The sequence below is a fragment of the Streptomyces sp. ADI95-16 genome (assembly GCF_003721495.1).
GTDB lineage: Bacteria > Actinomycetota > Actinomycetes > Streptomycetales > Streptomycetaceae > Streptomyces > Streptomyces goshikiensis.
In genome coordinates this window covers 340389-361773 of record NZ_CP033581.1, presented here as the reverse complement: position 1 = coordinate 361773, position 21385 = coordinate 340389, and the positions used below count along the sequence as shown (strand labels likewise).

18 protein-coding genes, 1 tRNA gene and 5 pseudogenes are annotated in these 21385 nt (G+C 70.8%); 11 read left to right on the top strand and 13 right to left on the bottom strand.

The features are described from left to right. The first annotated feature begins 6 nt into the window (after positions 1–6). The 3 genes from EES41_RS42675 to EES41_RS01915 all read left to right on the top strand — a co-directional run bounded on the left by EES41_RS42675 (position 7) and on the right by EES41_RS01915 (position 2246). A complete protein-coding gene (locus EES41_RS42675; protein ID WP_254211262.1) occupies positions 7–348 on the top strand; it encodes a hypothetical protein in 342 nt (113 codons plus the stop codon). Between the two features lie 26 nt (positions 349–374). Continuing rightward, entirely contained in the window at positions 375–1502 is a 1128-nt protein-coding gene (locus EES41_RS01920) for a hypothetical protein (protein ID WP_254211261.1), read from the top strand. A 390-nt stretch (positions 1503–1892) separates the two neighbouring features. Then, entirely contained in the window at positions 1893–2246 is a 354-nt protein-coding gene (locus tag EES41_RS01915; protein ID WP_123075063.1) for an amphi-Trp domain-containing protein, read from the top strand. A gap of 200 nt (positions 2247–2446) precedes the next feature. Here EES41_RS01915 and EES41_RS01910 read toward each other — a convergent pair. The 7 genes and pseudogenes from EES41_RS01910 to EES41_RS01880 form a co-directional block, all read right to left on the bottom strand. Continuing rightward, positions 2447–2520, bottom strand: a tRNA-Met gene (locus EES41_RS01910). Between the two features lie 108 nt (positions 2521–2628). After that, positions 2629–3621 (bottom strand): 3-oxoacyl-ACP synthase III family protein, encoded by a 993-nt coding sequence (locus EES41_RS01905; protein WP_123075061.1) that lies wholly within the window; start codon positions 3619–3621, stop codon positions 2629–2631. Then, a complete protein-coding gene (locus EES41_RS01900) occupies positions 3618–4550 on the bottom strand; it encodes an SDR family NAD(P)-dependent oxidoreductase (protein WP_164495703.1) in 933 nt (310 codons plus the stop codon). The genes EES41_RS01905 and EES41_RS01900 overlap by 4 nt, the downstream gene beginning before the upstream one ends. Positions 4551–4758: 208 nt before the next feature. Next, on the bottom strand, positions 4759–4914 hold the full coding sequence (locus tag EES41_RS01895; protein ID WP_123075057.1) for an erythromycin esterase family protein: 156 nt from the start codon (positions 4912–4914) through the stop codon (positions 4759–4761). Further along, positions 4911–5723: pseudogene (locus EES41_RS01890) on the bottom strand (glycosyltransferase); the annotation flags it as partial. The pseudogene EES41_RS01890 and the gene EES41_RS01895, both read right to left, overlap by 4 nt. Before the next feature lie 76 nt (positions 5724–5799). Then, entirely contained in the window at positions 5800–6576 is a 777-nt protein-coding gene (locus tag EES41_RS01885; RefSeq protein ID WP_123075053.1) for a MerR family transcriptional regulator, read from the bottom strand. Positions 6577–6865: 289 nt separating this feature from the next. Then, positions 6866–7771, bottom strand: coding sequence for a S41 family peptidase (locus EES41_RS01880; RefSeq protein ID WP_123075051.1), 906 nt, complete (start codon positions 7769–7771; stop codon positions 6866–6868). Positions 7772–7828: 57 nt separating this feature from the next. Here EES41_RS01880 and EES41_RS42670 point away from each other — a divergent pair. Further along, positions 7829–7987 (top strand): annotated as a pseudogene (locus EES41_RS42670) (ArsR family transcriptional regulator); the annotation flags it as partial. A gap of 124 nt (positions 7988–8111) precedes the next feature. After that, a complete protein-coding gene (locus EES41_RS42665) occupies positions 8112–8360 on the top strand; it encodes a hypothetical protein (protein ID WP_254211838.1) in 249 nt (82 codons plus the stop codon). Between the two features lie 22 nt (positions 8361–8382). Here EES41_RS42665 and EES41_RS01870 read toward each other — a convergent pair. The 3 genes and pseudogenes from EES41_RS01870 to EES41_RS01855 all read right to left on the bottom strand — a co-directional run. After that, positions 8383–8592 (bottom strand): annotated as a pseudogene (locus tag EES41_RS01870) (LuxR C-terminal-related transcriptional regulator); the annotation flags it as partial. 92 nt (positions 8593–8684) lie between these two features. After that, entirely contained in the window at positions 8685–9338 is a 654-nt protein-coding gene (locus EES41_RS01865; RefSeq protein WP_123075047.1) for a hypothetical protein, read from the bottom strand. A gap of 628 nt (positions 9339–9966) precedes the next feature. Next, positions 9967–10503: a nucleotidyltransferase domain-containing protein gene (locus EES41_RS01855; protein ID WP_123082189.1), complete on the bottom strand. Its 537-nt coding sequence runs from the start codon at positions 10501–10503 to the stop codon at positions 9967–9969. Between the two features lie 244 nt (positions 10504–10747). Between EES41_RS01855 and EES41_RS44100 the strand changes: the two genes are divergently transcribed. Together EES41_RS44100 and EES41_RS01845 are read left to right on the top strand one after the other, a co-directional pair. Continuing rightward, a complete protein-coding gene (locus EES41_RS44100) occupies positions 10748–11185 on the top strand; it encodes a Ku protein (RefSeq protein ID WP_367995805.1) in 438 nt (145 codons plus the stop codon). 157 nt (positions 11186–11342) lie between these two features. After that, positions 11343–12074 (top strand): hypothetical protein, encoded by a 732-nt coding sequence (locus EES41_RS01845; protein ID WP_164495702.1) that lies wholly within the window; start codon positions 11343–11345, stop codon positions 12072–12074. Between the two features lie 303 nt (positions 12075–12377). Here the strand turns inward: EES41_RS01845 and EES41_RS01835 are convergent. Further along, positions 12378–12740 (bottom strand): annotated as a pseudogene (locus EES41_RS01835) (MerR family transcriptional regulator); the annotation flags it as partial. 117 nt (positions 12741–12857) lie between these two features. On the opposite strand from EES41_RS01835, the gene EES41_RS01830 reads away from it, so the two are divergent. The 3 genes and pseudogenes from EES41_RS01830 to EES41_RS01815 all read left to right on the top strand — a co-directional run bounded on the left by EES41_RS01830 (position 12858) and on the right by EES41_RS01815 (position 17046). Then, positions 12858–13931: an alkene reductase gene (locus tag EES41_RS01830; protein WP_123075037.1), complete on the top strand. Its 1074-nt coding sequence runs from the start codon at positions 12858–12860 to the stop codon at positions 13929–13931. Between the two features lie 97 nt (positions 13932–14028). Beyond that, positions 14029–14239, top strand: a pseudogene (locus tag EES41_RS42660) (transposase); the annotation flags it as partial. 1520 nt (positions 14240–15759) lie between these two features. Then, entirely contained in the window at positions 15760–17046 is a 1287-nt protein-coding gene (locus tag EES41_RS01815; protein ID WP_123075035.1) for an ice-binding family protein, read from the top strand. 694 nt (positions 17047–17740) lie between these two features. Here the strand turns inward: EES41_RS01815 and EES41_RS01805 are convergent. After that, the gene (locus EES41_RS01805) at positions 17741–18652 is read right to left on the bottom strand and encodes an oxidoreductase (protein ID WP_123075033.1); all 912 of its coding nucleotides are present in this window, start codon (positions 18650–18652) and stop codon (positions 17741–17743) included. Positions 18653–18719: 67 nt separating this feature from the next. Between EES41_RS01805 and EES41_RS01800 the strand changes: the two genes are divergently transcribed. Next, entirely contained in the window at positions 18720–19718 is a 999-nt protein-coding gene (locus tag EES41_RS01800) for a helix-turn-helix transcriptional regulator (RefSeq protein WP_254211260.1), read from the top strand. Positions 19719–19828: 110 nt separating this feature from the next. Here EES41_RS01800 and EES41_RS01795 read toward each other — a convergent pair whose 3' ends face one another. Continuing rightward, positions 19829–21325, bottom strand: coding sequence for an MFS transporter (locus tag EES41_RS01795; protein ID WP_123075031.1), 1497 nt, complete (start codon positions 21323–21325; stop codon positions 19829–19831). Positions 21326–21385 lie beyond the last annotated feature (60 nt).

The window sequence follows — 21385 nt, the reverse complement described above, 5'->3', positions numbered from 1 at the left end:
GACGCGGTGTCCGACTCTCTCCGTGAACTGTGGCTGCGCGGCGTCGCCTTCAACCCGGCGGCGCCCTCCGACGTACTGATACGCCTGATGGATCGAGCCGCCGGTGAGGTGGGCCCGCTGATGTGCGAGGGCCGCGACCTGCCCGACGCCGTTGTCGACGCAGCGCTCCGCCACCCGGCCGGGAAGGTCCGCGGCGCGCTCGCCCTCAACCGGTACGTCGACCCCGCGCGACTCGCCCCCTTGGCCACGGACCCGTCCGGGATCGTCCGCTATCGGCTCGCCGTCGGCCCCCGCCCCGCCCTCGATGGGTACGACCACTGCCGGACGGCATCCTCGTCACCCTCCTGACCGCCCAGGACGGGGGCGAGGACGGCGTGCTCACCGAGCACGAGATCACCCAGGAGCTCAGCGCCTCACGGCAGATCCCGCTGTCATTCCACCGCTCCATGGCCGGGCACGAGCACCCCGAGCTCCGCGTACGCGCCACCTGGAGGTGGCAGTCGCTCACTCCTGCGCAGCGGGAGGCGCTGCTCGACGATCCCGACCCCGCCGTACGGGAAGCGGCGCAGGGGAGCCGTTGGGAGCTGGACCCGGAGGCGGTGGAGGCCAAGCTGCCGTCCATCGGCTCGCACAGCAAGTCGTTCGTGCTCGGCACGTGCGCCCTGTCCGCCACGCTCGTCGAGCAGTGCTTCGCCGAGGACAAGGCGCACCCCCTGGCCTGGAACCGCCACACCCCGGCTGACGCCGTCGCCCGGCTCGCCCGCCACCCCGAGGCGAAGGTCCGCGAGATGGTCGCCGCCCGGCCCGACCTGGATCCCGACCTGGTAGCGGAGCTGAGGGAGGACCCGGACGAGGGCGTACGGGCGCGCGCACGCCTCCACCCCTTCCCCCGTACCTGGGCCGAGTACTGGGCGATCGACGCGGTCATCGGGCACGGCCCTGACTGCACCTGCCCGATCACCGAGCCGGCCGACGAGCCGTCGCCCGACTGGTTCGCCGCCTGCGCGGCGTCCGAGGAACCGGTGCTCCGCCAGGTTGCCGCGAGCTGGCCCCGCCTGCCCGCGGAACTCGTCGAAACTCTCGCGCGGGACGAAGACGAGGAGGTACGGATCCAGTTGGCCTGCCGCCACCGGCTGGCTCCGCCAGACCTCCTCCTGGACGTCTTCGTCACCCGCCCGGCCCACCGACCGCACCTGCTGACCCTGTCCGCGTTCCCCCGCACCGGCCTGACCCACCTCATCGGCCACCCGGATCCCGAGGTGCGCGCCCTGGCCGCAGGCGATCCCGGCCTGTCCGAACCCCCGTGGGAAGACCCTGATGAGTCGGTGTGCCGGGCAGCCGCCGCCAATCCGAGCCTGGCACCGGAGACCCTGGAGGCCCTCCTCGCCGACCCCCGCACCGCCGAGGGCGCTGCCGCCAACCCATCGCTGCCCGTTCCCCGCATGCGCGCGCTCCTCGACCACTGCCTGAACAGCGCCGCCACCCGAACTTCGTCTTCGTGAACTGCCAGAAGGCGGGCGCGGCGGCGGCCGCCCGCTGCATCGCGGGCCAGGTGGATTTCGCTGGCCAGCCCCGGCCGGCCGTCACCTGCGGAAACGGGTCGCCCTATCGCTCGGCAGGGGTACGCCGGAGGTGGGCAGCGGCGCGCCCGTCAGTGGGAGGCCACAGCCGCGGTCGTTGTGCGGGTGTCCTGTAGCTGTCCTGAGGGCAGGCCTGCCGTCAGGACCGGGGCCGGGTCGACATCGGCCGCGGACGAGATGGGAATCCCGCGCACCAAGTGGCGGTGGACCGGTGAGGGCCCGTGCCGGCGGCCCCGGCGATCAGGATGTCCAATCCGACCCAGGGCCTCACAATTAGTGCTGTATGCCCTCTATGCCGGATCGGAGACACGCATGAAGGACCTCAAGTTCGAGGTGAAGCGCTCGCTGTCACGCCTTGAGGCGGCAGACCAGCTCACAGCGCTCGCAGCCGCGCTGAGGGAAGGGGAGGAGGCCGAACTGGAACTCGGTGCGGCGACGCTCGGCCTGCGGATTCCCGACGAGCTCCGCTGTGAGCTGGAGGTCGAGATCGGTGACGGGCAGATCGAGCTGGAGATCGAGCTCAAGTGGCCGATCTCGGCGCCGGGCCGGAGGGCGGCGTCATCCTCGGCGGCCATGGCCGCCGAGGAGCAGCCAGTACGGAAGGGCGCGGCCGCAGAACCCAGTCGGCGCAGGAGCGCGAAGCGGTCCCCCAAGAAGGCTCCCTGAGCCGACGGCGGGATCGGCGAGCGCGCGGTCCGCGATGGCGACGTACGCGGTGGCCAGCCTCCGCTCACGATCCGTCCTCCAGCCGCTCAGCGTCATTGGCCAGTGCGTAGCTGGGGTCCGCGCTCGGGCAACGACTGCCCGACGTGCCGGAATATGGCAGAAGGGCCCGGATCCATCAGGATCCGGGCCCTTCTGTGCAGTAGCGGGGACAGGATTTGAACCTGCGACCTCTGGATTATGAGCCCAGCGAGCTACCGAACTGCTCCACCCCGCGTCGATGACTCCACCCTACGGCATCACCGACCTCCGCTCGATGCCGGGTCGGCCCGCTGTCCGTCGGGGCGCGCGGCGCGGCCGTCACCGGGTGGCCGGGAGTGGTGTGTCACCAGCGCAGCAGCATCACCGCGCCGCTGGCTCCACTCGCGAGGCCGAACAGGGCGACGGTGTCGCCGGGGGCCAGGCGGCGGTCGTGGACTGCTTGAGCGAGTTGGAGGGGCAGGGTCGCGGCGGCGGCGTTACCCGTGTGGGGGAAGGTCGGGATGATCTGCGCGGGGTCGATGTCCATGCGGGCGCGGAAGGCGTCCACGAAGGGCTGGGACGGCTGGTGGACGCAGACGAGGTCGAGTTCGCGGACGTCGACGTCCTGTTCCTTGAGCCACTGGGCTGCCTGGGCGTCCAGTCCGGTGAAGGAGGCCAGGAGTGCGTCGGAGTCGACGTGGAGGCCCTGGGGGTGGTCGGGGGCGTGATGGGGGTCGTAGAGGGTGGCCGCGGGCCAGCTCGTGGAGTTGGCCAGGAACACGGAGCCGGTGATGCCCGGGACGGGCGAGGCCTCCACCAGGAGGGCTGCGCCCACATCGGCGCCGGTCAGGGAGGTGAGGCCGGTGCGCAGCCGGGTCCGGTCCAGCTTCCAGCGGGAGAGGCGGGTGAGGGTTTCCCCGCACGTGATCAGGACACGGCGGTGCTGGCCGGTGCGGATCAGGGCGTCGGCGACCTGGAGGGCGTTGATGACCCCGTTGCAGGCGTTGCCGATGTCGAAGGCGGGACAGGACAGGCCTGTCTTCGCCGCGACGATGTGGGCGTTGGCGGGTTCGCGGACGTCGGCGCTGACGGCCGCGAAGAGGAGCAGGTCGACGTCGGCGGGGTGAAGGCGCGCGGTGTTCAGGAGCCTGGTGGCGGCGCGCGCGGCGAGGTCGGACGGCAGGTCCGCGGGGTCGGCGAGAGAGCGCTCGCGGAGGCCGAAGGCGCGCTGCATCAGGCCGGGAGGGAGTGCGAGAGAGGGGCTGTGCCGGCGCAGGCGTTGTTCGATCTCGGAGGCGCTCTGGCGGCCGGTGGGCAGGTGGACTGAGGCGTGGGTGATACGGCTGTAGGTGTTCACGCCCTCTCCTGCACATCAGCGGAAGGCCGGCGCGGGCCCCGGCCGGGCGGGGGTACCGGTGGCGGGACGGCCGCGGGGGTGCGGGGCAGGCCGGTGACGGCGTGCTTGAGACGGTCGGTCCACGCCAGCGGCAGCAGGGTGTGGAGCGGGACCAGGAGACGGGCGTCGCGCCCGACGACGTAGCGCGCTCGTGGCCGGCGGGCCGTCAGGCACGTCTCGACAGTGCGTGCCACCGGCTCAGGACCGGGCACCCGACGGTCCACGGACGCGAACAGGCGGGCCGTGGTCTCGTATCCGGGACTGTCGGGGTCGCGGACGGTGTCGAGGTCGGTCAGGGCACGGCCGAGCATGGGAGTGGCGAACGCGCCGGGCTCGACCAGGCAGACGCGGACACCGAGGTGGGCCGCCTCCACGCGCAGGCAGTGCGTGAGCGCGGAGAGGGCGTGCTTGCCCGCGCTGTACCAGGCGCCCATCGGCCACGGGACACGGCCCAGACCCGATGAGATGTTCACGATCCGGCCCCCACCGCGGGCAGTCATGCCCGGCAGAACCATCCGGCACAGCCTGGCCGGACCCAGCAGATTCACCTCCAGCAGATACCGGGCCTGCTCGTCACCGACATCGGCCAGCGCACCCGCCCTCGGGATACCGGCGTTGTTCACCAGTGCCCACGGCCCGCCTCCAGTCATGTCCGAGACCTTGCCCAGCGCCGTGTGGCAGGACTGCGCGCACGCCACGTCCAACTGCACGGTGCGCAGAGCCAGACCACGCTCAGCAGCGTCCACCTCCAGCTGCCGGGCCTTGCCCTGGTCGCGAGCTCCGGCGATCACATCCCAGCCCGCGCCCGCGAGACGGAACACGATCACCCGGCCGAACCCGCCCGTCGCCCCCGTCACCAGCACACTGCGCCCGCCCGACGGCACGACCACGCCCCACACCCTTCTCGGCCCAGCCCTCATGCCGCAGCCATCCGGCCGCGCCCCTTACCGGGGACAACGACACCTCCCCGTCGAGGATGTGGTCCCCGGGGCGCCGGGCCACACGGCGGGCACGTCATCGGCGGCGGAACCGCGGGCCGGGCGGCCGCAGCCCAGCTCCGCCACGGACACAAAGGCCACGTGCCCCCACTGGTCTGCCTCACGGCCCCACGTGGCCGTTGTGCGCCGCGAGCAGCATCTTCTCGCCGGTTCGACGACGCCACCAGGCGATGTTGTCCGCCATGACCCGGTCGCGGAGGTGCTCTGCGGCGGACACCTGCTTCCGCACCCGAGCCGCGCCCCGCGCGGTGCTCACCTCGCCAGTCGTCGTATGGCCGTCACAACGCTGCCCGCCGCGTCCTCCGTCGACATGTGCAGCGCGGCGGCGGTGGCCGCCTTCGCGTGCGACGGCTCCCGTACGGCGGTGAGGAGTGCGTTGGTGAGGCGGTCGGCGGTCAGGGACCGGAAGGGGATGGGGGCCGGTGCCGCGCCGATCGCGGCGAGCCGCGCGGCCCAGAAGGGCTGGTCCGCGGCGATCGGTACCGTGACGGACGGGATCCCGGCGCGGGCTGCCGCCGCCGTGGTGCCGGCTCCGGCGTGGTGGACGACGGCGGCCAGCCACGGGAAGAGCGGGCCATGCGGTACGTCGCCGATGGTCAGGATGTCGTCCCCGTCGGCGACGAGCCCGGCGCTGCCCGACTGGAGCACCCCTCGCAGCCCGGCTCGCCGCAGGGCGTGCACGGCGATCTCGCTCAGGCGTTCCCCATGGCCGGCGGCCATGCTGCCGAAGCCGACGAGCACCGGCGGTGGTCCGGCGGCCAGGAAGTTCTCCAGCTCTGCGGGAAGCCCGCGGCCCGCGTCGAAGTACGGCCACCAGGAGCCGGTCACCGCCAGATGGGCCTTCCAGTCGGACGGGCGAGGCACCAGCGCCGTGCTGAAGCCGTGCAGGACGGGCCAGCCGGGCCGGTCCTGCCGCCGGCGCATGCGTGTGGCGGTAAGCGTCGGCAGCTGAAGACGTTCGCGTAGTCGTGCCACCGCGGGCTCATAGACCCGGTCCGTCATGCGCAGGGCGAAGCGTCCGGCGGCGCGGTTTCCGAATCGACCCAGCGAGCGGGCTCCCATAACGGTCACCCAGTCCGGTGTAGGGCGCGACGTCACCGCGCGATCCGGCCGTGGCGATCAGGATTCTCATGGGTGTTCCTCATACGTGTTTCTTGACGCGGGTGCGGCGGGACGCGTTGGCGTGCACCGCTTCGGCCAGGTAGGCGGCCAGCCCCGGACGCTGCTGCGACGGCGGCACGACGAGGGCGAAGGCGCGCGGGTCGTCGGCGATCCGCTGGTGCATCTCCGCCCGGCAGGGCGTGAACCAGCGGGACACGTGCAGCCGGTGCTGCTCCGCGATGTCCATGATCCGTTCGCCGTCGGCGGGTTCGCCGTCGTCGTGGCCCGCGAGTAGCTCCGCTCGCCAGGTGGCGGCCTCCGCCATGAGCCGGCGCCAGTCCTCCTTGGTGTGGGCGGAGGCCCGCGCCATCGCCTCCCGGTGCCCTTTGGAGTCCCGCCACTTCAGCTGGGCGTCGGTGGCGTAGCTGAGGTCGAACGCGATCTCCCCGAATACCTCGAAGCGTTCCTCGGGTGCCAGCGGCACCCCGGTTTGCTGGACCTCGATCGCCCGCTCGTCCACCTCGGCCAGTTGCCGCAGTCGGGCGATCTCGTTCGCCAGTTGGCGCTGCCGGGTCCGCAGGTGCTCCAGCGCGTTGGCTTGCGGGTCGGCGAGGATCTCGGCGATCTCGTCCAGGGGAAAGCCCAGTTCGCGGTAGAAGAGGATCTGCTGGAGCCGTGCCAGGTCGACGTCTTCGTACTGGCGGTACCCGGCCCGGCTGCGGCCACCCGGTGAGAGGAGTCCCGTCCGGTCGTAGTGGTGCAGTGTGCGTACGGTCACCCCGGCGAAGGCCGAGACCTGACCCACGGCGTAGCCCATGGACCTGCCCTTTCGTTCGGCAACAGCCTCAAGCCTGACGTAGGGGGAGGGTCAACCCGGGATCCTGCGGCGCTTCGGCGAACCGCTCACCGGCGCGCCATCGCGGGCCGTCACCCTTCACCGGGTGGCGGCCCGCACGGCCACATGCGGCTGGTACGGCCACCAGTGCGGGCATGAGTGCGCAGGCCGGTTCCCGCGCCTGCTGACCAGGGCCTCCGCCGCCGAGTTCAGTCGCCGGTGTGAGTGGGGGGAGGCGCTGCGCGCAGTGCTGCCGATGAGCCGGACCGGGTCAGCCTGCCAGTCGGGCGAGGGCCAGGGCGTGAGCTTGGTCGAGGGAGTCAGCAGCGGCGCAAGGGACGTCCGGCTGCACACCGGTGCCCTCCCAGTTCGTGCTGGAGACGGGGTTGACGGCGCGGCCGAAGGGGACGGTGGCTTCCAGGTGTGGGTGCAAGGTCCAGCCCCGGCAGGGGTGCGCGCCGCCGCGGCTGGGCTCGCCGACGACTACGGCGCGGCCGAGCTGCTGGAGGTCGTACGCCAGCTCCTCAGCGGCAGAGAAGGTGCTGTCGCTGGACAACACGTACAACGGCTTGCTGCCGCCGAAGCGCGCGCCGGGAACGTGCGGCAGGCTCCAAGACTGCTCGCTGCGCTCGCCGCCGCGCCAGCACATGGTGTTGAGGTGGGTGCGCTCGTCGAGCAGGTAGCTGCAGACGAAGGCGACCGTGTCCGGGTCGCCGCCCCGGTTGGCACGCAGGTCCACGATCAGCGCCTGGGCGCGGGAGGCCAGGGTGAGCGCGGCGCCCAGCGGTTCGGCGGCCCACTCCAGCGGAAACAGCATCGGTGCCAGCTCCACGACGGCGACCCCTCCGTCGAGCAACTGCACCCGGGGCGCACCGCCCAGAGAGGAGTCGAAGTCCCTGCGCATGGCGTCCAGGGTGGCCGCCCCCTGCTTCGGGGAGACCGGGTCGGCGTGGTGCTTCAGTCTCAGGTGCCGGTCGCCGTTGAGGGACTGCAGGTCCGCGGTGACCAGGCGGGCGAGCTCCTCGGCGTCGTCGACGTCGTAGGCGCCCTCGGTGAGGCGTTGTTTCAGCAGGCCGGCCAACTGCTCGGCTATCTCGGGGAAAACGTAGTGCTCGGTCAGCAACTGGGCCATCTCGTCGATAACAGGGGCCGGCGCGAGCTTCGTTGGAGTCGTCATGGCAGGGAGTAGAGCACTGCCCTTGCGAAAGCGTCAAAGGGTTTGGACACTCTCTGTATGCGTGATCAGCCTCCCTGTTCGCCGCCTCCTGAGGACGTCCTGGAGACCGTCGCGCCTGAGCAGTTCGCGGCGCTCGCCCACCCGTTGCGTCAGCGGCTGCTCTTCGTCCTGGGCCACCGGCCTGCCACCACCAGCCAGCTGGCGGCGCGGCTCGACGCGAAGAAGGGCAACGTGGCCCACCCCCTCAAGGTGCTCCGCGAGGCCGGGCTGGTCCACATCGCCGAGACGCGCCAGGTCCGCTGGCGGCACCGAGCACTACTTCCAGCGCACGGCCCGCCAGATGGTCGTCGCCGAACCCCAGGCGGCAGGTACCGCCGCGATGCTCGCCGCGGTCGCCCAGGAGCTGGACAGCTCTGCCGCCGAGCACCATCTGACCTTGCGTCACCTGCGTCTGAGCCCCGCGAAGGCAAGAGAACTCTGCGAGGCCCTCGCCCAACTGGTCGACGAGGCCGAGGAGGGACCAGAGGCCGTACTGGGTGTGTTGGTGGCGCTCTATCAGCAGGCCCTGCCGACCAGCACCACTTGCTGAGGCGGGCCCACCGGCCGGGCCGTCAGTCCGTCGAGAGCAGTTGGAACTTCATCGCGCGGGCGACGGCGGCCGTGCGGTCGAAGACGCCGAGCTCGCCGAAGGTCCGCAGCAGGTGGGTCTTGACGGTGCCCTCTCCGATGAACAGGCGATGGCCGATCTCGGAGTTGGTGCAGCCCTCGGCCGCCAGCCGCAGCACCCCCAGCTCCCGCTGCGAGAGCTGCGGCCGGACCGGCTCTCGGCCCTAGGCCGTTCCTTCGGATCACCTCGCCGCCGGCTGGACCTGACCCGGAGGGAGCGGCCGCTTCCTCTGCCGTCCTGAGTGGGTCAGCCGGTGATCGAGAAGAAGATCGAGCCGTCCTCGGCCCACCACCAGGCGCCCTCGCCCTTGTTCCATTCCGAGGCCCAGCCGTCGAGGGCCTCGATGAGCTCCCCGAGGTCGTACCGGAGATCGGCGTCGACGCGGTCCAGCACCGCGCGGTAGGCCTCCACCGCGAGGCCGGCCTTCGCGAGGGGCCAGCAGCCGATCTCCGGCGAGCCCTCCAGGGGATGGGGTATGCGGAACCCGATCTCCGAGGGCGGGCCGCTGAACACGTACTGGTAGGGCAGCAGGTCCGCCGGGACGCCCGCCGAGCTGAGGGCGTCGTCCAGGGCGGAGAAGTAGGTGACGGGGCTCCGGTAGCTCGCCAGGGTCGAGCTGTCGCTCGCGTTGTGGTCGATGATGATCTGGAGGGCCGCGTAGTAGGCGCAACCGGCGTAATCGGCGGAGGAGTCGGTCCGGCCGGAGACCAGCTCCTCCAGGGCGTCCGGGACCGACAGCCCCCAGTCCACGCCCTGGTGGTCGAGGCTGTCCTGACGTGCCTTCGCCCTGACGCGCATGTTGTCCAGGCGTCGTGATTCGTCGGCGCTCAGGTCCAGGGCGGGCACGAAGCGCACGACCTCGCCGCGGTTCGCCATGCTGTAGTTCACTACCTTGCTCATGCGTTCATGCTGCCAAAGGGCACTGACAGCCCACTGTCCGGGACCGGTTCGCAGGTGCCGGAGCCATTCAGGCCGTGTCTATCGGATCAGGCCGAGGCAGGGAGCGGTGCCAGGCGTCGCGGGCCCGGTCTGATCCGAAAGACACGGCCTAGCGCGGCCGCCCGTATGGAGTGGGCGAGGTCTCCGCTTGGGGCGGCGCCCGCGTCCGGGAGGTCGGAGGCACCACAGAGCTGCGGCCGCGCGGGTCTCCCGGCTGCGCGGCGGAGAGTGGCGCAGGCTCCCGCCCTGCACGCGCGCCCGTGGCTTCCTCGCGGGTGCGGTCGGCGGCCTTGGAGTGCCTCGTTGGCCACGACCGCGGACAGGCCGGCGAGGCGCGGCGATGCCTCGTGTGCGGCCGTGCCGGGGCGGGCCTCCCGCACGGTGATCTCGGCCGCCTTGGCGTCCCCCGATCACCGTCCTTCAGAGGTCATGTCATGTGGCGAACCCAGCGCAGACGATGAGGGACCGGCAGCGGTGGCGAAGGCGAAGATGATTCGCGGCAGCCGCTGGCCCTCGTCGTCATAGATCTCACGGACGCGTACTCGTTCTGCCACTGACCGACGGTAGGTGACGGTCGACGCCCAGGAAATCACCCAGACCGATTGCCCCGTGTTCTGAGGGCTGCCTCCAGTCGGACGATGTCCTCGGCGTCCTTGGCCCGTCGAGGCCGGGAGGGATCCCAGGTGGGCATCATCCGCTTGATCTCGATCTGGGCCTGTGGACTGACGATCGCACATTCCAGAGCGCCGATACGGCCCGGCCCGGCATCGAGCATTCCCTCGGGCCAGGGTGCACCGGCCCAGGGGCCCCCGGCGACCACGACACGGCCGGCCGTATCCCGGTCCAGGAGCGTAAAGCTGTTGTCCAGCCCGTCCTTGGCGAAATCGAGTTGCAGGTCAGGCGGTGGTCCTGGGACCGGTCGATAGCCGTGCAGCAGCAAGCCCTCCGCCAGGATCCCGGCATCGTCCGCCCAAGCGAACCAGTCGATGTCCTCATGGTCCCGCGTGATCTCGCCGAGGAAGAAGTCCATGGCCCATCCACCGCGAAGCCACACCTCGGCCCCAAGAGCTCCGGCAACCTGCACGGCCTCAGCGATCAAGCGGAGCTGTTGATCAGCGCGTCCCATGTCCACAGCCAGGCAGGTTACGCGGCAACCGCGTTGTTCAGCAGATCATTTGTTTCCCACAGGGCGGCCAGCGCATCCCCGCTGGGAGCCGGACCGGCGGTGAAGCGACCAGACGTCTCGTCAGTGCCCCTGCCACCAGGGGCGAGCAAGCTGGTCACCTCGGCGATGGCCGCCGGGGCTTGAAGTAGCTGCGGACGTTCTCCGCTTTCCCTGGCGGGACTTGGCCATCAGCATCGGCAGGGACGTGCCCCCCGCTCGACGAGGTGGGTCTGCGACCGCTCCCCAGGTCTGCGCCAGAACCCCTTGGTGTGAACGGAGCCACTCAGCCAACTCCGACCGCCGGGGGAGTGTGCGCAGTTCAGAGAAGGTCAGCCTGCCCGTGGGCCTGTGCACAGCCGTGGACAGCCACACCAACCACTTCCACCAGCTCCAGCGCGGCACCTCCGACCGGATCCGCAACCGGCGGGTGAACGAGTGCACCAGCAAGGAGGTCGAGCTGGACGACATCGCCCCCGAGCCGCTCGCAGGCCCTGGACAGCCTGACCCTCGCTGGATGGGAGAGCGCGTCAGACGGCGATTCAAAGGCGGCCACGCGGACTGCACCCGGGGCAAGCGTTCGACGAGGAGGCAGGGTATGCAGGGACCTGAAGATCGTCAACGCAAAGGAAGAGGACTCGCATGAGGAGAGAGGCGACGATGATCGGCGCCGCCGGAGCGCTGGCACTGGTGTTGGCGACAGGAGCGGGCAGCGCGTTACGGTAGCGGCACCGGCACAGAGCCCGCCCCGTCCGGTGCCGAGCGGTGCGGAACTCTCCGTCCGGCCGGGGGAACGGGTCATCGTGACGACCGAGGCCATGAGGTCCGGGGACGCGTTCAGCGGCGTCCGGGTGACCTCGCCTGCCTTCGCCGCCGATGGCACCTTCCGTATGGACGACCTCGTCCTCAATGCCGTGGCGACGATCTCCTGTGCGGCCGAGCCGGGTTCCTACGAAGTGCGCTTCGGCTCGTCCAGGAGCGAGGACATCGGCGTGGAGATCGACCGGTTGTGGGGCAGGGTCCGGGTGGAGCCTGCCGACGCGGCCGAGCGGGCGCAGTGCGCGCGGCAGGTGGCAGCGCGGCCGCCGGAGTCCATGGAGGAGCGCTACCCCGCAGGCTCGGAATGGCCGGCGTCGCCCTGGGACGTCCGCTCCGTGCAGGCCGGCGGGAGACTCCATGCCGAGGACGGGCTGGAGATGGGCAACGACGGCTCGGTCGAACTGTCGTCCCCGGGGTTCACGCGCCCGGTGGTGATGCGCGGAGACAGGCATGTGAGCGCCACGGTCCGGATCCGGTGCGACGCGAAGCCCGGCTTCTACGTCGTGCACTGGAACGAGAAGGGCAAACCCGCCAGGGAATGGGCCCGCTACCGGGTCACCGCGGCCCCCACCGACTGCCACGATCGCGAGCCCGGCCCTCAGGCCGGCGAAGCGGCATCCCCGGCCCACTGGTTCCTCGGCGCCGCTGCCTCCCTGGCCGCTGCCGGTGCCGGAGCCTGGGCCTGGCTGCGGCTCCGCCGCAGGAACCCCCGGTGAGGCCGGCGCGCAGCGCCGACAAGGCTGTGGCCTCAAGACGCGCCGTGCCCCTGCCCGGCTCGCGGCCTCCCATCGCTTCGCCGCCTATGTGATCGAGGCGTTCCGCGCCGTACCGGATACGGGAGGGCGCACGCCACTGCCGCCGGCCCCGCGTCTGCGGCTGGCGCACTCACCTGGCACGTCGTGAACCTGTCACCACGGGGCTCGTACTCCTTGACCACCAGACCGACCAGACCGATCAGCACTGGAAAGCGGCTGCGGCCGGCAGGAAGCAGGGGGCTGCCAGTCAGAGCCTGCTCCGGCGGCCCTCATCCGCTGCTGGTGTGCCCGGGCCGTGGCCATCAACGCGTCCAGGGTGTCTCGGGTCCGCAGAAGGTCGCCGATGTGCGCGGAGAGCCGCTCACGCTCCAGTGCCATCCGCTCCAGCGCGGCATCGGACGTCTCTTCGCTGGGCGCATCGATGCAGGGCATCAGCTCGACGATGGTCCGGCTGGACAGGCCCGCGGTGTACATCCGCTGGATGAACGCGACCCGCTCGACCTCACCGTCCGTGTAGTGCCGTTGTCCGCTCGGGCTGCGGGTGCTGGTGAGCAGTCCTTGTTCCTCGTAGTAGCGCACGGACCGGACGCTGACTCCGGCGCGCGATGCGAGCTCCCCGATCCGCACAAGACCTCCCGGCGAGATTGAGCGTCGTAGACCCTTGCCTCTGACGTCGATGTGAGGTTTTAGCGTAGCCGCTGTGTCCCCGAAACGCGGGCACGGCAGCTACGGAGGAGCCCAGACATGACGAGTCTGTTCACCAGTTACCAACTCGGCAGCCTTACCCTGCCCAACCGGATGGTCATGGCCCCGATGACCCGAGGCCGGGCCGCGGCCGGCGGCCTGGCGACACCTTCCATGGCGACGTACTACGCCCAGAGGGCCACGGCCGGCCTGATCGTGAGCGAAGGGGTGCAGCCGAGCCTGATCGGGCAGTCCAACCCGGGCACACCGGGACTGTTCACCGACGAGCAGGTCGAGGCATGGCGCCCCGTGACCGCCGCCGTCCACGCCAACGGAGGACGGATCTTCGCCCAGCTCATGCACGGCGGCCGGGTCTCGCACCCCGACACCACCGGCCTGCAGCCGGTCGGGCCCTCGGCAGTCCCCGCCGTCGGCGACGTCTTCACCCCCACCGGGCCACAGCCCGCCCCGGTGCCGCGCGTCTTGGGCATCACCGAAGTGCCCGAACACGCGCGGTCCTACGCCCGGGCCGCCCAACGCGCGGTGGAGGCGGACTTCGACGGAGTGGAACTGCACGGTGCCAACGGATACCTGATCTCGCAGTTCCTGTCGTCCAACGCCAATCTGCGCACGGACCGCTACGGAGGCCCGATCGCCAACCGCATCAGGTTCGCCGTCGAGGCCGTCGCCGCCACCGTCGAGGCCGTCGGTGGGGAGAGGACCGGCATCCGGCTCTCACCGGGCGGGACCTTCTGGGGAGTGGAGGAGACCGAGGTCCGCGATCTCTACACCGCGCTGCTGACCGAACTGGCACCGCTCGGGTTGGCATACGTGCACCTCGAAGCCACTGCCGAGGAGGCCACGCTCGTCGCCCTGCGCCGCGCGTGGCCGGGCACCCTCGTGATGAACCCGGTCCTTCCGATGGGCGCGAAGCAGACGGGTAGGGACGACGCCGACCACTGGCTCGGCCTGGGTGCCGACCTCATCAGCTTCGGCCGGGCCTTCCTCGCCAACCCCGACCTCGTCGAACGTCTGCGAGGCGGACTTCCCCTCACCTCGGTCGACGAGGCGACGTACTTCCAGGGTGGCGACACCGGCTATCTGACCTATCCGGCCCACCAGTACGCAGCTTGATCCCCGGTCAGGTCGCTGCCTCAGAGGAGGGGCCCTGGCCCGACCACGGCAGCTTCGCTCGCCCGCAGAGCCGAACTGCCGACCATCGAGGACACCGTGGCTGTGGTGGTTCGGCACCGATGCCATCACGGCCGACGTCGACCGGCTCTGGCAGGCGTTCGTTCGCCGCTTCGCCTGGAGCACACCTTTCGCGTGCTCAAGCAGACGCTGCCCAGCTTCGACTCGCCCGTCCTTCCGATGCCGACCTGCGGCCCCAGCCGGCCGGTGCATCCAAACCCGCCAAGCCCGGCCCCGGACGCCCGCTCGGGTCCGATAACCGCAACCGAGCTGCCGTTCACCACAAGCAGGGCACGAAAACCAGGCGTGGCGCGGGACACCGCCGTGCGGGTGCCGCAGCACCGCACGGCGGCCGTTCGGGGTGGGCTGAATGGGCATCACGATTTCGGCTCCTGCCGCTTCCGCCTCCTCGACTGCGGTGTCCAGGTTGGAGACGGCGAGAGTCGCCGCCACGCCCGCGACGCGCTGCACCGCCTCATCAGGCCCGGCGAACAGGAGGAAAGGCCCGACGCTTGCCAGGGTGACCCCGGCATGACCATGGGCACCCCCTACCAGCGCCCCGCGGGCGGTCGCCGACTCCCGGTAGGCCCGGCTCCACTCCTTACCTCCTCATCACCCAAGGCGCCCTGCAGCGAGCCCAGCAGCAGCTCTTCGAGTTCGGTCAGCTCCTCTCCCTGCCGCAGGCGGTCCGCGGCGTGCAGCAGCGCCCCGAACATCACGTTCGCCTTTGGTGCGCGCGCCAGGTTCCGGCCCACCCGCGTATCGCTCCGCGTCCCCGTCAGCAGACCTGCAACCGCTCCGGTCGCTGCCCGGCCTCCGCCGTCTCCCCACCAGCCTTGACGCCCTCCTCCCCAGCTCGGCGGCGCCGGGTCGCTCATGACCGGACCCGGGCAGGACGCTACGTACGACGAACCCACTACAGGACCGCATAGCAGCGAAAAGTGAGGGCGGCGGCGGCCCGGTCCGCGGTGAGGGTCGTGGTCGGCCCGCGCCGATATGGCGTGCGCGGGTGAGGCCCGGTGCCCAGAGTGCTCTGGGGGCAGCAGTACCACCGGGTCGCCCCCCAACGTCACCGGCCGCCGGCCGGCCTGTCGGCCTGCGCGGCTCGCAGCCTGTCTCCCCGCGGTGAGCGGGCGGACCGTGAGCCTGTTGCAGGCGGCGCGGACCAGCGGGTGCTGGGGGTCAGGCGAGTCGGGAGCCGAGAGGGAACCGCATCTCGCCCGCGGCCCGGCGGATGTCCTCGGGCAAGCACCGTCATCGCTCGTGCTTCGTCGGTGCCGAGCAGTTTCAGGCGTGGCTCGCCTACTCCGTGGAGCAAGGTGTCGAGCCGGTCCAGGGCTTGGTTCATTGACCCCCTCTGCACTTCGGCACCTCGGCACTTCGTCGCGGTGGGGGCGGGTACGTCCCCGGCCGTGACGAAGTCCTTGTCCTGGTGGGTGCGTGCCCGCTCGAACAGCCCAGTTGTTCAGCAATCTTGTTTATCGCTCTGGTATATGCGAAATGACTATTTCGTGACGGTTCGTCACTGTTTTCGGCAGGGGGTCGTTCTGCCGTCCCGCTCGGAGTAAGCCCGCAGTCGACGCGCGTACGCGGCTGCGGGCTGACAAGAACTCGCTGAACGGTGCTCGGAGCCCCCTCCGGCGGCATTGGGGTCGACAGCGACAAGGAAGGACTTGCTGTGGCGTTGGATGCCATCCAGTCGGATCCATCGGACAGAAAACCCAAACGTGTTCGGGTCAGGAGGGGAATTCTCTTCGCGCTGCCCGGAGCGATGGTGCTGGCGGCGGTCACCCTGCCGTCACAGCTCGCGCACGCCGTCGAAGCGCCCGTGGGCTTGGGGACCGTCACCAGCTACGCGGTCCTGGCCGGCTCGATGGTCAGCAATACGGGCAACACCGTCATCAACGGCGACCTGGGACTCTGGCCGGGCACTTCCGTGACCGGATTCCCGCCGGGAATCGTCAACGGGACCCAGAACATCACCAACGCCGCCGCGCAGCAGGCGCAGTCAGACCTGACCACCGCCTACAACGATGCGGCGGGCCGGAGTGCTGGAACCGACCCCGGGGCCGATCTCACCGGACAGACGTTGATGCCAGGTGTGTACACCCGGCCGCCTTCGACCTCGCTGGGCCTCACCGGGACCGTCACCCTCGACGGTCAGAACGACCCCAACTCCGTCTTCATCTTCCAGGTCCCCACGACCTTGATCATGGAGGTGGGGAGCAACGTCCAGCTGATCAACGGAGCGCAGGCCTGCAACATCTTCTGGCAGGTGGGCAGCTCCGCCACGGTCAAGACCTCGTCCTTCTTCAAGGGCAACATCCTGGCTCTGGCCTCCATCACGGCCCAGAACGGCGCGGTGTTCGAAGGGCGGGCGCTGGCGCGCAACGCCGCCGTGACGCTGGACAACAACACCATCACGAGGGCGGCCTGTACGGTCGGGCCGCCCGGACCGAGCGGCCCCGCCGGCCCGAGCGGTCCTCCCGGCCCGAGCGGATCGCCGGGCCCGACCGGATCGCCGGGCCCGACGGGTGCCCCTGGTGCCCCCGGCGCGCCCGGTGCGCCCGGTGCGCCCGGTGCTCCTGGTGCGCCCGGTGCCCCCGGGGCCCCTGGCGCTCCCGGTCCTGACGGCGCTCCCGGCGCTCCCGGCTCGCCCGGCGCCCCTGGCCCGACAGGTGCCCCCGGCTCGCCCGGCGCTCCTGGCCCGACAGGTGCCCCGGGGCCCGCAGGACCTGCCGGTCCTGCCGGTCCTGCCGGTCCTGCAGGTCCGGCAGGTCCCCCTGGACCGCCCGGACCGCCCGCACGCCCAGGCCATCACGGCCATCACGACGGTCCCGGCCATCACGGCGATCACGACAGCCCCGGGGATCATGACGACCAAGACGGGCCCGGTCATCACGACGGGGGCGGTCCAGGCGATCAAGGCCAGGACAGTCCGGGCGATCACGACGAAGGCGTTCCCGGCGGCCACGGCGAGGGCCCGGTCGGTCACGACAAGCCCGGCACGGGCCACTGGATCGACTGCCTCCAGTACGGGACCTGCGCGAAGTCCTGAGCAGCGACGCCTTCCCGCGGGGAACGTCCTCCTGCGTGGCCTCTGACCACCGGCCGAAGAGCGTTCAAGCCCACGGAAGGCCCCGCCCGCCCCTGGCGGCTTTGAGCCCCCGGACACACTGTCCGGGGGCTCAAGCGCGGTCAGCGGCGCGGCACGCGGTCCTGCGGATCTCCCATGCGGCCAGCCGTAGTGGTCGGCTCCGGCGTTGTAAGGGTCTTCGAATGCTCGGAGCCGGTCCCGGACCTGGGTCGAGACGCGTCTGGCGCTGGCGCAGGGCTTGGTGGTCATGACCTGTTCGACCAAGGCCATGAACGGCGCGATGCCGGTGGTGGCCTCGCAGCGGCCGAAGACTCTCGCCCGGTGGACGTCGTAGGCGGCCGGGCAGGCAGTGTGGTTGACGCGCATCGCCCTGGCCCGCCCCGGGGGCGAGGGCCGGGTGGCAGCGGGCCTGGGTCAAGGTCTTCTCATCGCTGGAGACCACGTATCCGTCCGCGCCGAGGGGTTCGCCTTCGTCGGTTCGGGCGTATGGGTCAAGGACGCGCTGGGCCCTATCTGTAACCGGACCCTGACCTGGTGCGGGGTCTTGTGACCGTAGGCCGCCTTCCTCAACCGTCGCCGCTCGGCGGCCGGCAGGAGCCGGCAGGACAGGCAGGCCGATCAGAAGGAGTGGACACCAGCGCGATGGGGGTCCGGCTCATGCCGTCTCGTGGTGGTGGAGGGGGTCCAGGAGGGTGAGTTCTTCCTCCGACAGGTGCAGGGAGCCGACGGCCACGTTCTGGGCGAGGTGGTCGAGGTCGCCGGTGCCGGGGATGGCCAGGACGTGAGGGCCCTGGTGGAGTGTCCACGCCAGCCGGATCTGGGCTGCGCTCACGCCCTGGGCGCGGGCGATGGCACGCACCTCCGGGCTGTGGTCGGTGGTCGCGCCGGCGGTGCGTCCGGTGCCGGCGATCGAGTAGAACGGCACGAAGGCGATGCGTTGTTCACCGCAGATGCGCAGAAACTCCTTCTGCTCGGGCGATGCGCCGATGCCGTACATGTTCTGGACACAGACCACCGGTGCGATGGTCTGGGCCTCGGCGAGGTGGTGGGGGCGGACGTTGGACAGGCCCAGGTGACGGATGAGTCCGGCCTCGCGCAGTTCGGCGAGCGCGCCGAAGCGTTCGGCGATGGAGTCGGTGCCGACGATGCGCAGGTTCACCACGTCGAGGTGGTCGCGGCCGAGCTGACGCAGGTTCTCCTCGACCTGGCCGCGCAGTTGCTCGGGGGTGGCGTGCGGCAGCCACTGGCCCGAGGGGTCGCGGCCCGGCCCGACCTTGGTGGTGATGACGAGGTCGTCCGGGTAGGGGGCCAGCGCCTGGTTGATCAGCTCATTGGCGGAGCGCAACGGTGAGAAGTAGAACGCGGCGGTGTCGATGTGGTTCACGCCGAGCTCGACCGCCCGGCGCAGCACACTGAGCGCCTGGTCGCGGTCGCGTGGGACGGCACCGGCCACGAACGCCTCGCCGTGCTGCGTCAGGCGCATCGCGCCGAAACCCATCCGGTTGACCGTCAGGTCGCCGAGCTTCCAGGTGTCCGATGCTGCCGCGGTAATCGTCTGTGAGGTCATGGCGGGATGATCTCCGCACGGTAGGCTGGCCCGCCAGTGATTCAGACATGCCTGAATCCATTGAGGAGTGGTTGTCCTGGCAGAGCTGGCGTTCTCGACGAGCGATCTGGCGCAGGTGCGGTTCGCCGTCTCACCGATGTGGGAGGTCGCGCCCAGCTTCCGGCTGCTGACGTCCGGCACTACGCATCCAATCCACCGGCCATGGGCCGACCAGGTACGCCCGCGCATGGTGGCCGCCGGGCTGGACCAGGGCTGGCTCCGCGAGCTGATCCCGCACACCGGCGGCTACGTCCCCGACTTCCTCAACCCGCCCCCCGCCGGACCCGCCCCCACCCCGGCGGCAGAGCGGGACGCGATCCGGGCCTCGCCAACCGACCGGGTACGCCAGGACCTCGACCACCTGGCCCGCCACCAGGGGAACCTGGGCCCCCGGCTGCGGACACTGCACAACGACCCACAGGGCCTCCTGGCCAAGGTCACGGAAGAGCTTGAAACGTACTGGGAGGTGGCACTCGCCCCCTACTGGGCACGCATCCGGGCAGTCCTGGACGCAGACGTCCTCTACCGGGCCCGCATGGCCGCCGAGCACGGCGCCGGCCACCTCCTCAACGACCTGCACACGTCCGTGAGCTGGGACGGCAGCGCGCTACGGATGGCCCGCCGAAAGCAGCCGCTGACCCGTACGACGGCAGGAACAGGACTGCTGCTGATCCCCTCGGCCTTCACCGGACCGGGACCGCGCACCCGAACAACGCTGCCGGACCCACCTCAACTCGCCTATCCGGCGCGCGGCATCGGCACGCTGTGGGAGCCGCGCCCCGCAACCCGGGCCGACTCCCTCTCCGCCGTACTGGGGCGCTCACGGACCCTGCTGCTGACCGAGTTGGACATGCCGGCCTCCACCACACAGCTGGCCCACCGCACGGGACTCTCCCCCGCAGGGGTATCCCAATACCTCACCGCGCTGCGCAACGCGGGCCTGGTCAGCGCCCACCGCGCCGGCCGCTCCGTCCTCTACGCCCGCACCACCGCAGCCGAAACCCTCCTCCAAGCCGCCTCCGCCTGACCTCACGCCAACCCCGAAGGATTTACGGAGCCGACCGCCAAGCCGTTGATCACGGGGCGGCTCCCCTGGGGCGGGGGACCGCCGGTGCGGTGCGGTCTCCCGGCCCGGTGTCAGACGGTGAGGTGTTCCGCGTCGGAGTCGATGGCGGCCTCGGGGGTGATGCCGTGCTGCTCTTCTTCGGGGCGGGACTTCTTGGGCAGGAAGAAGGTGATGGCGAGGAACGCCATGAGTAGGCCTGCCTGAACGATCAGCGCGTGGTGGAAACCGGTGGTGAAGTCACCGTTCTTGACCTGGTCGAAGAAGACCGAGCCGAAGATCGCGACGCCAACGGCGCCGCCGACGGCCTGGACCGCGGTCAGGACTCCTGATGCGGAGCCGATCTCGTGGTCGTCGACGGCGGCGAGGATGAAGCTGAACAGGGCGGCGATCACCATGCCGGCGCCGATGCCCGCGAGCGTCGTGCCGGGAACGATGTCCCAGATGGAGAAGGTGGTGGTGTCGAGGCCGTCGAGTTCGAACCACAGCACGGCCGCACCGGCGAGCTGGCACAGCGGTCCGATCTGGAGCACGCGGCGGCCGACCCAGTTCGCGAGGAAGGCGCCGCTCACGGCGCCGCCGATGGCGGTGCCCACCGCGAGGGGCAGGTTGCCGAGTCCCGCTTCGCCGGCGGTGAACTGGCGGCCGATCTGGAGGTAGAGGGTCAGGACGAGTTGGGTTCCGATCAGTCCGCCGAAGAACAGGGCGATACCGCCGAGCCCGACGGTGAAGGCGGGCTTGCGGAGCAGGGCGGGGGTCACCAGCGGTTCGCGGCCCGCGGCGGCCGTTCGGCGCTGCTGAAGCGCGAACAGGGCGAAGCCGATCACAGAGGCGGCCATGCTGAGCCATGTCCACAGCGGCCAGCCGTCCTCTTGGCCCTGGTTCAGCGGCAGCACGAGCAGGGCGCACGAGGCCACGATCAGGGTCGCGCCGGTGATGTCGACCCGTACCGTGCGGCTGCCCGCCTTGTCGGGTACGAACTTCGCGGCGACGATCAGGGCCGCGATCCCGATGGGCAGGTTGATCAGGAACACCGACCGCCAGCCCAGGCCGAAGAAGTCACCCTCGATGAGGAAGCCGCCCAAGACCGGGCCGATGATGCCGCCCAGGCCCAGGACGGGCCCGAAGATCGCGAAGACTTTGGTGAGCTCGGGGCCGGAGAAGTTCTCCCGCAGCAGGCCCAGGCCCTGGGGCAGCAGCATCGCCCCGGCGGTGCCCTGCAACAGACGGAAGGCGATCAACGACTCGATGTTCGGCGCGATCGCGCACAGCAGTGAGCTCCCGGTGAAGCCGGCCAGGCCGACCAGGAACATCCGGCGTCGGCCGTACCGGTCGCCGAGTCGGCCTCCGAGGACCAGGCCGGCGCCCAGGGTGAGGGCGTAGCCGCCGATGACCCATTGCAGTCCTACGGGGCCGGCGCCGAGGGAGTTCTCCAGGTCCGGGCCGGCGACGTTGACGATCGAGGCGTCCAGGAGGTCCATGATCTCGGCCGTGATCATGACCGCCAGGATCAGCCACCTCCATCGGTAGGGCTCGGCGGTGGTGTCGGGAGTGGGGGAGGGGGCGGACACGAGCAGATGCCTCCATTGTGAAGTAATTCCATGGTGAAGGTAAAATGATGGGGGTAGTTG

Bases quoted from the DNA above. Each gene is read 5' to 3' on its own strand.
- EES41_RS42665 (WP_254211838.1), top strand. From the start codon at position 8,112: ATGGTCGTCGCCGAACCCCAGGCGGCAGGTACCGCCGCGATGCTCGCC.
- EES41_RS01865 (WP_123075047.1), bottom strand. From the start codon at position 9,338: ATGAGCAAGGTAGTGAACTACAGCATGGCGAACCGCGGCGAGGTCGTG.
- EES41_RS01805 (WP_123075033.1), bottom strand. From the start codon at position 18,652: ATGACCTCACAGACGATTACCGCGGCAGCATCGGACACCTGGAAGCTC.
- EES41_RS01830 (WP_123075037.1), top strand. From the start codon at position 12,858: ATGACGAGTCTGTTCACCAGTTACCAACTCGGCAGCCTTACCCTGCCC.
- EES41_RS01880 (WP_123075051.1), bottom strand. From the start codon at position 7,771: ATGACGACTCCAACGAAGCTCGCGCCGGCCCCTGTTATCGACGAGATG.
- EES41_RS01915 (WP_123075063.1), top strand. From the start codon at position 1,893: ATGAAGGACCTCAAGTTCGAGGTGAAGCGCTCGCTGTCACGCCTTGAG.
- EES41_RS01885 (WP_123075053.1), bottom strand. From the start codon at position 6,576: ATGGGCTACGCCGTGGGTCAGGTCTCGGCCTTCGCCGGGGTGACCGTA.
- EES41_RS01855 (WP_123082189.1), bottom strand. From the start codon at position 10,503: ATGGGACGCGCTGATCAACAGCTCCGCTTGATCGCTGAGGCCGTGCAG.
- EES41_RS01815 (WP_123075035.1), top strand. From the start codon at position 15,760: ATGGTGCTGGCGGCGGTCACCCTGCCGTCACAGCTCGCGCACGCCGTC.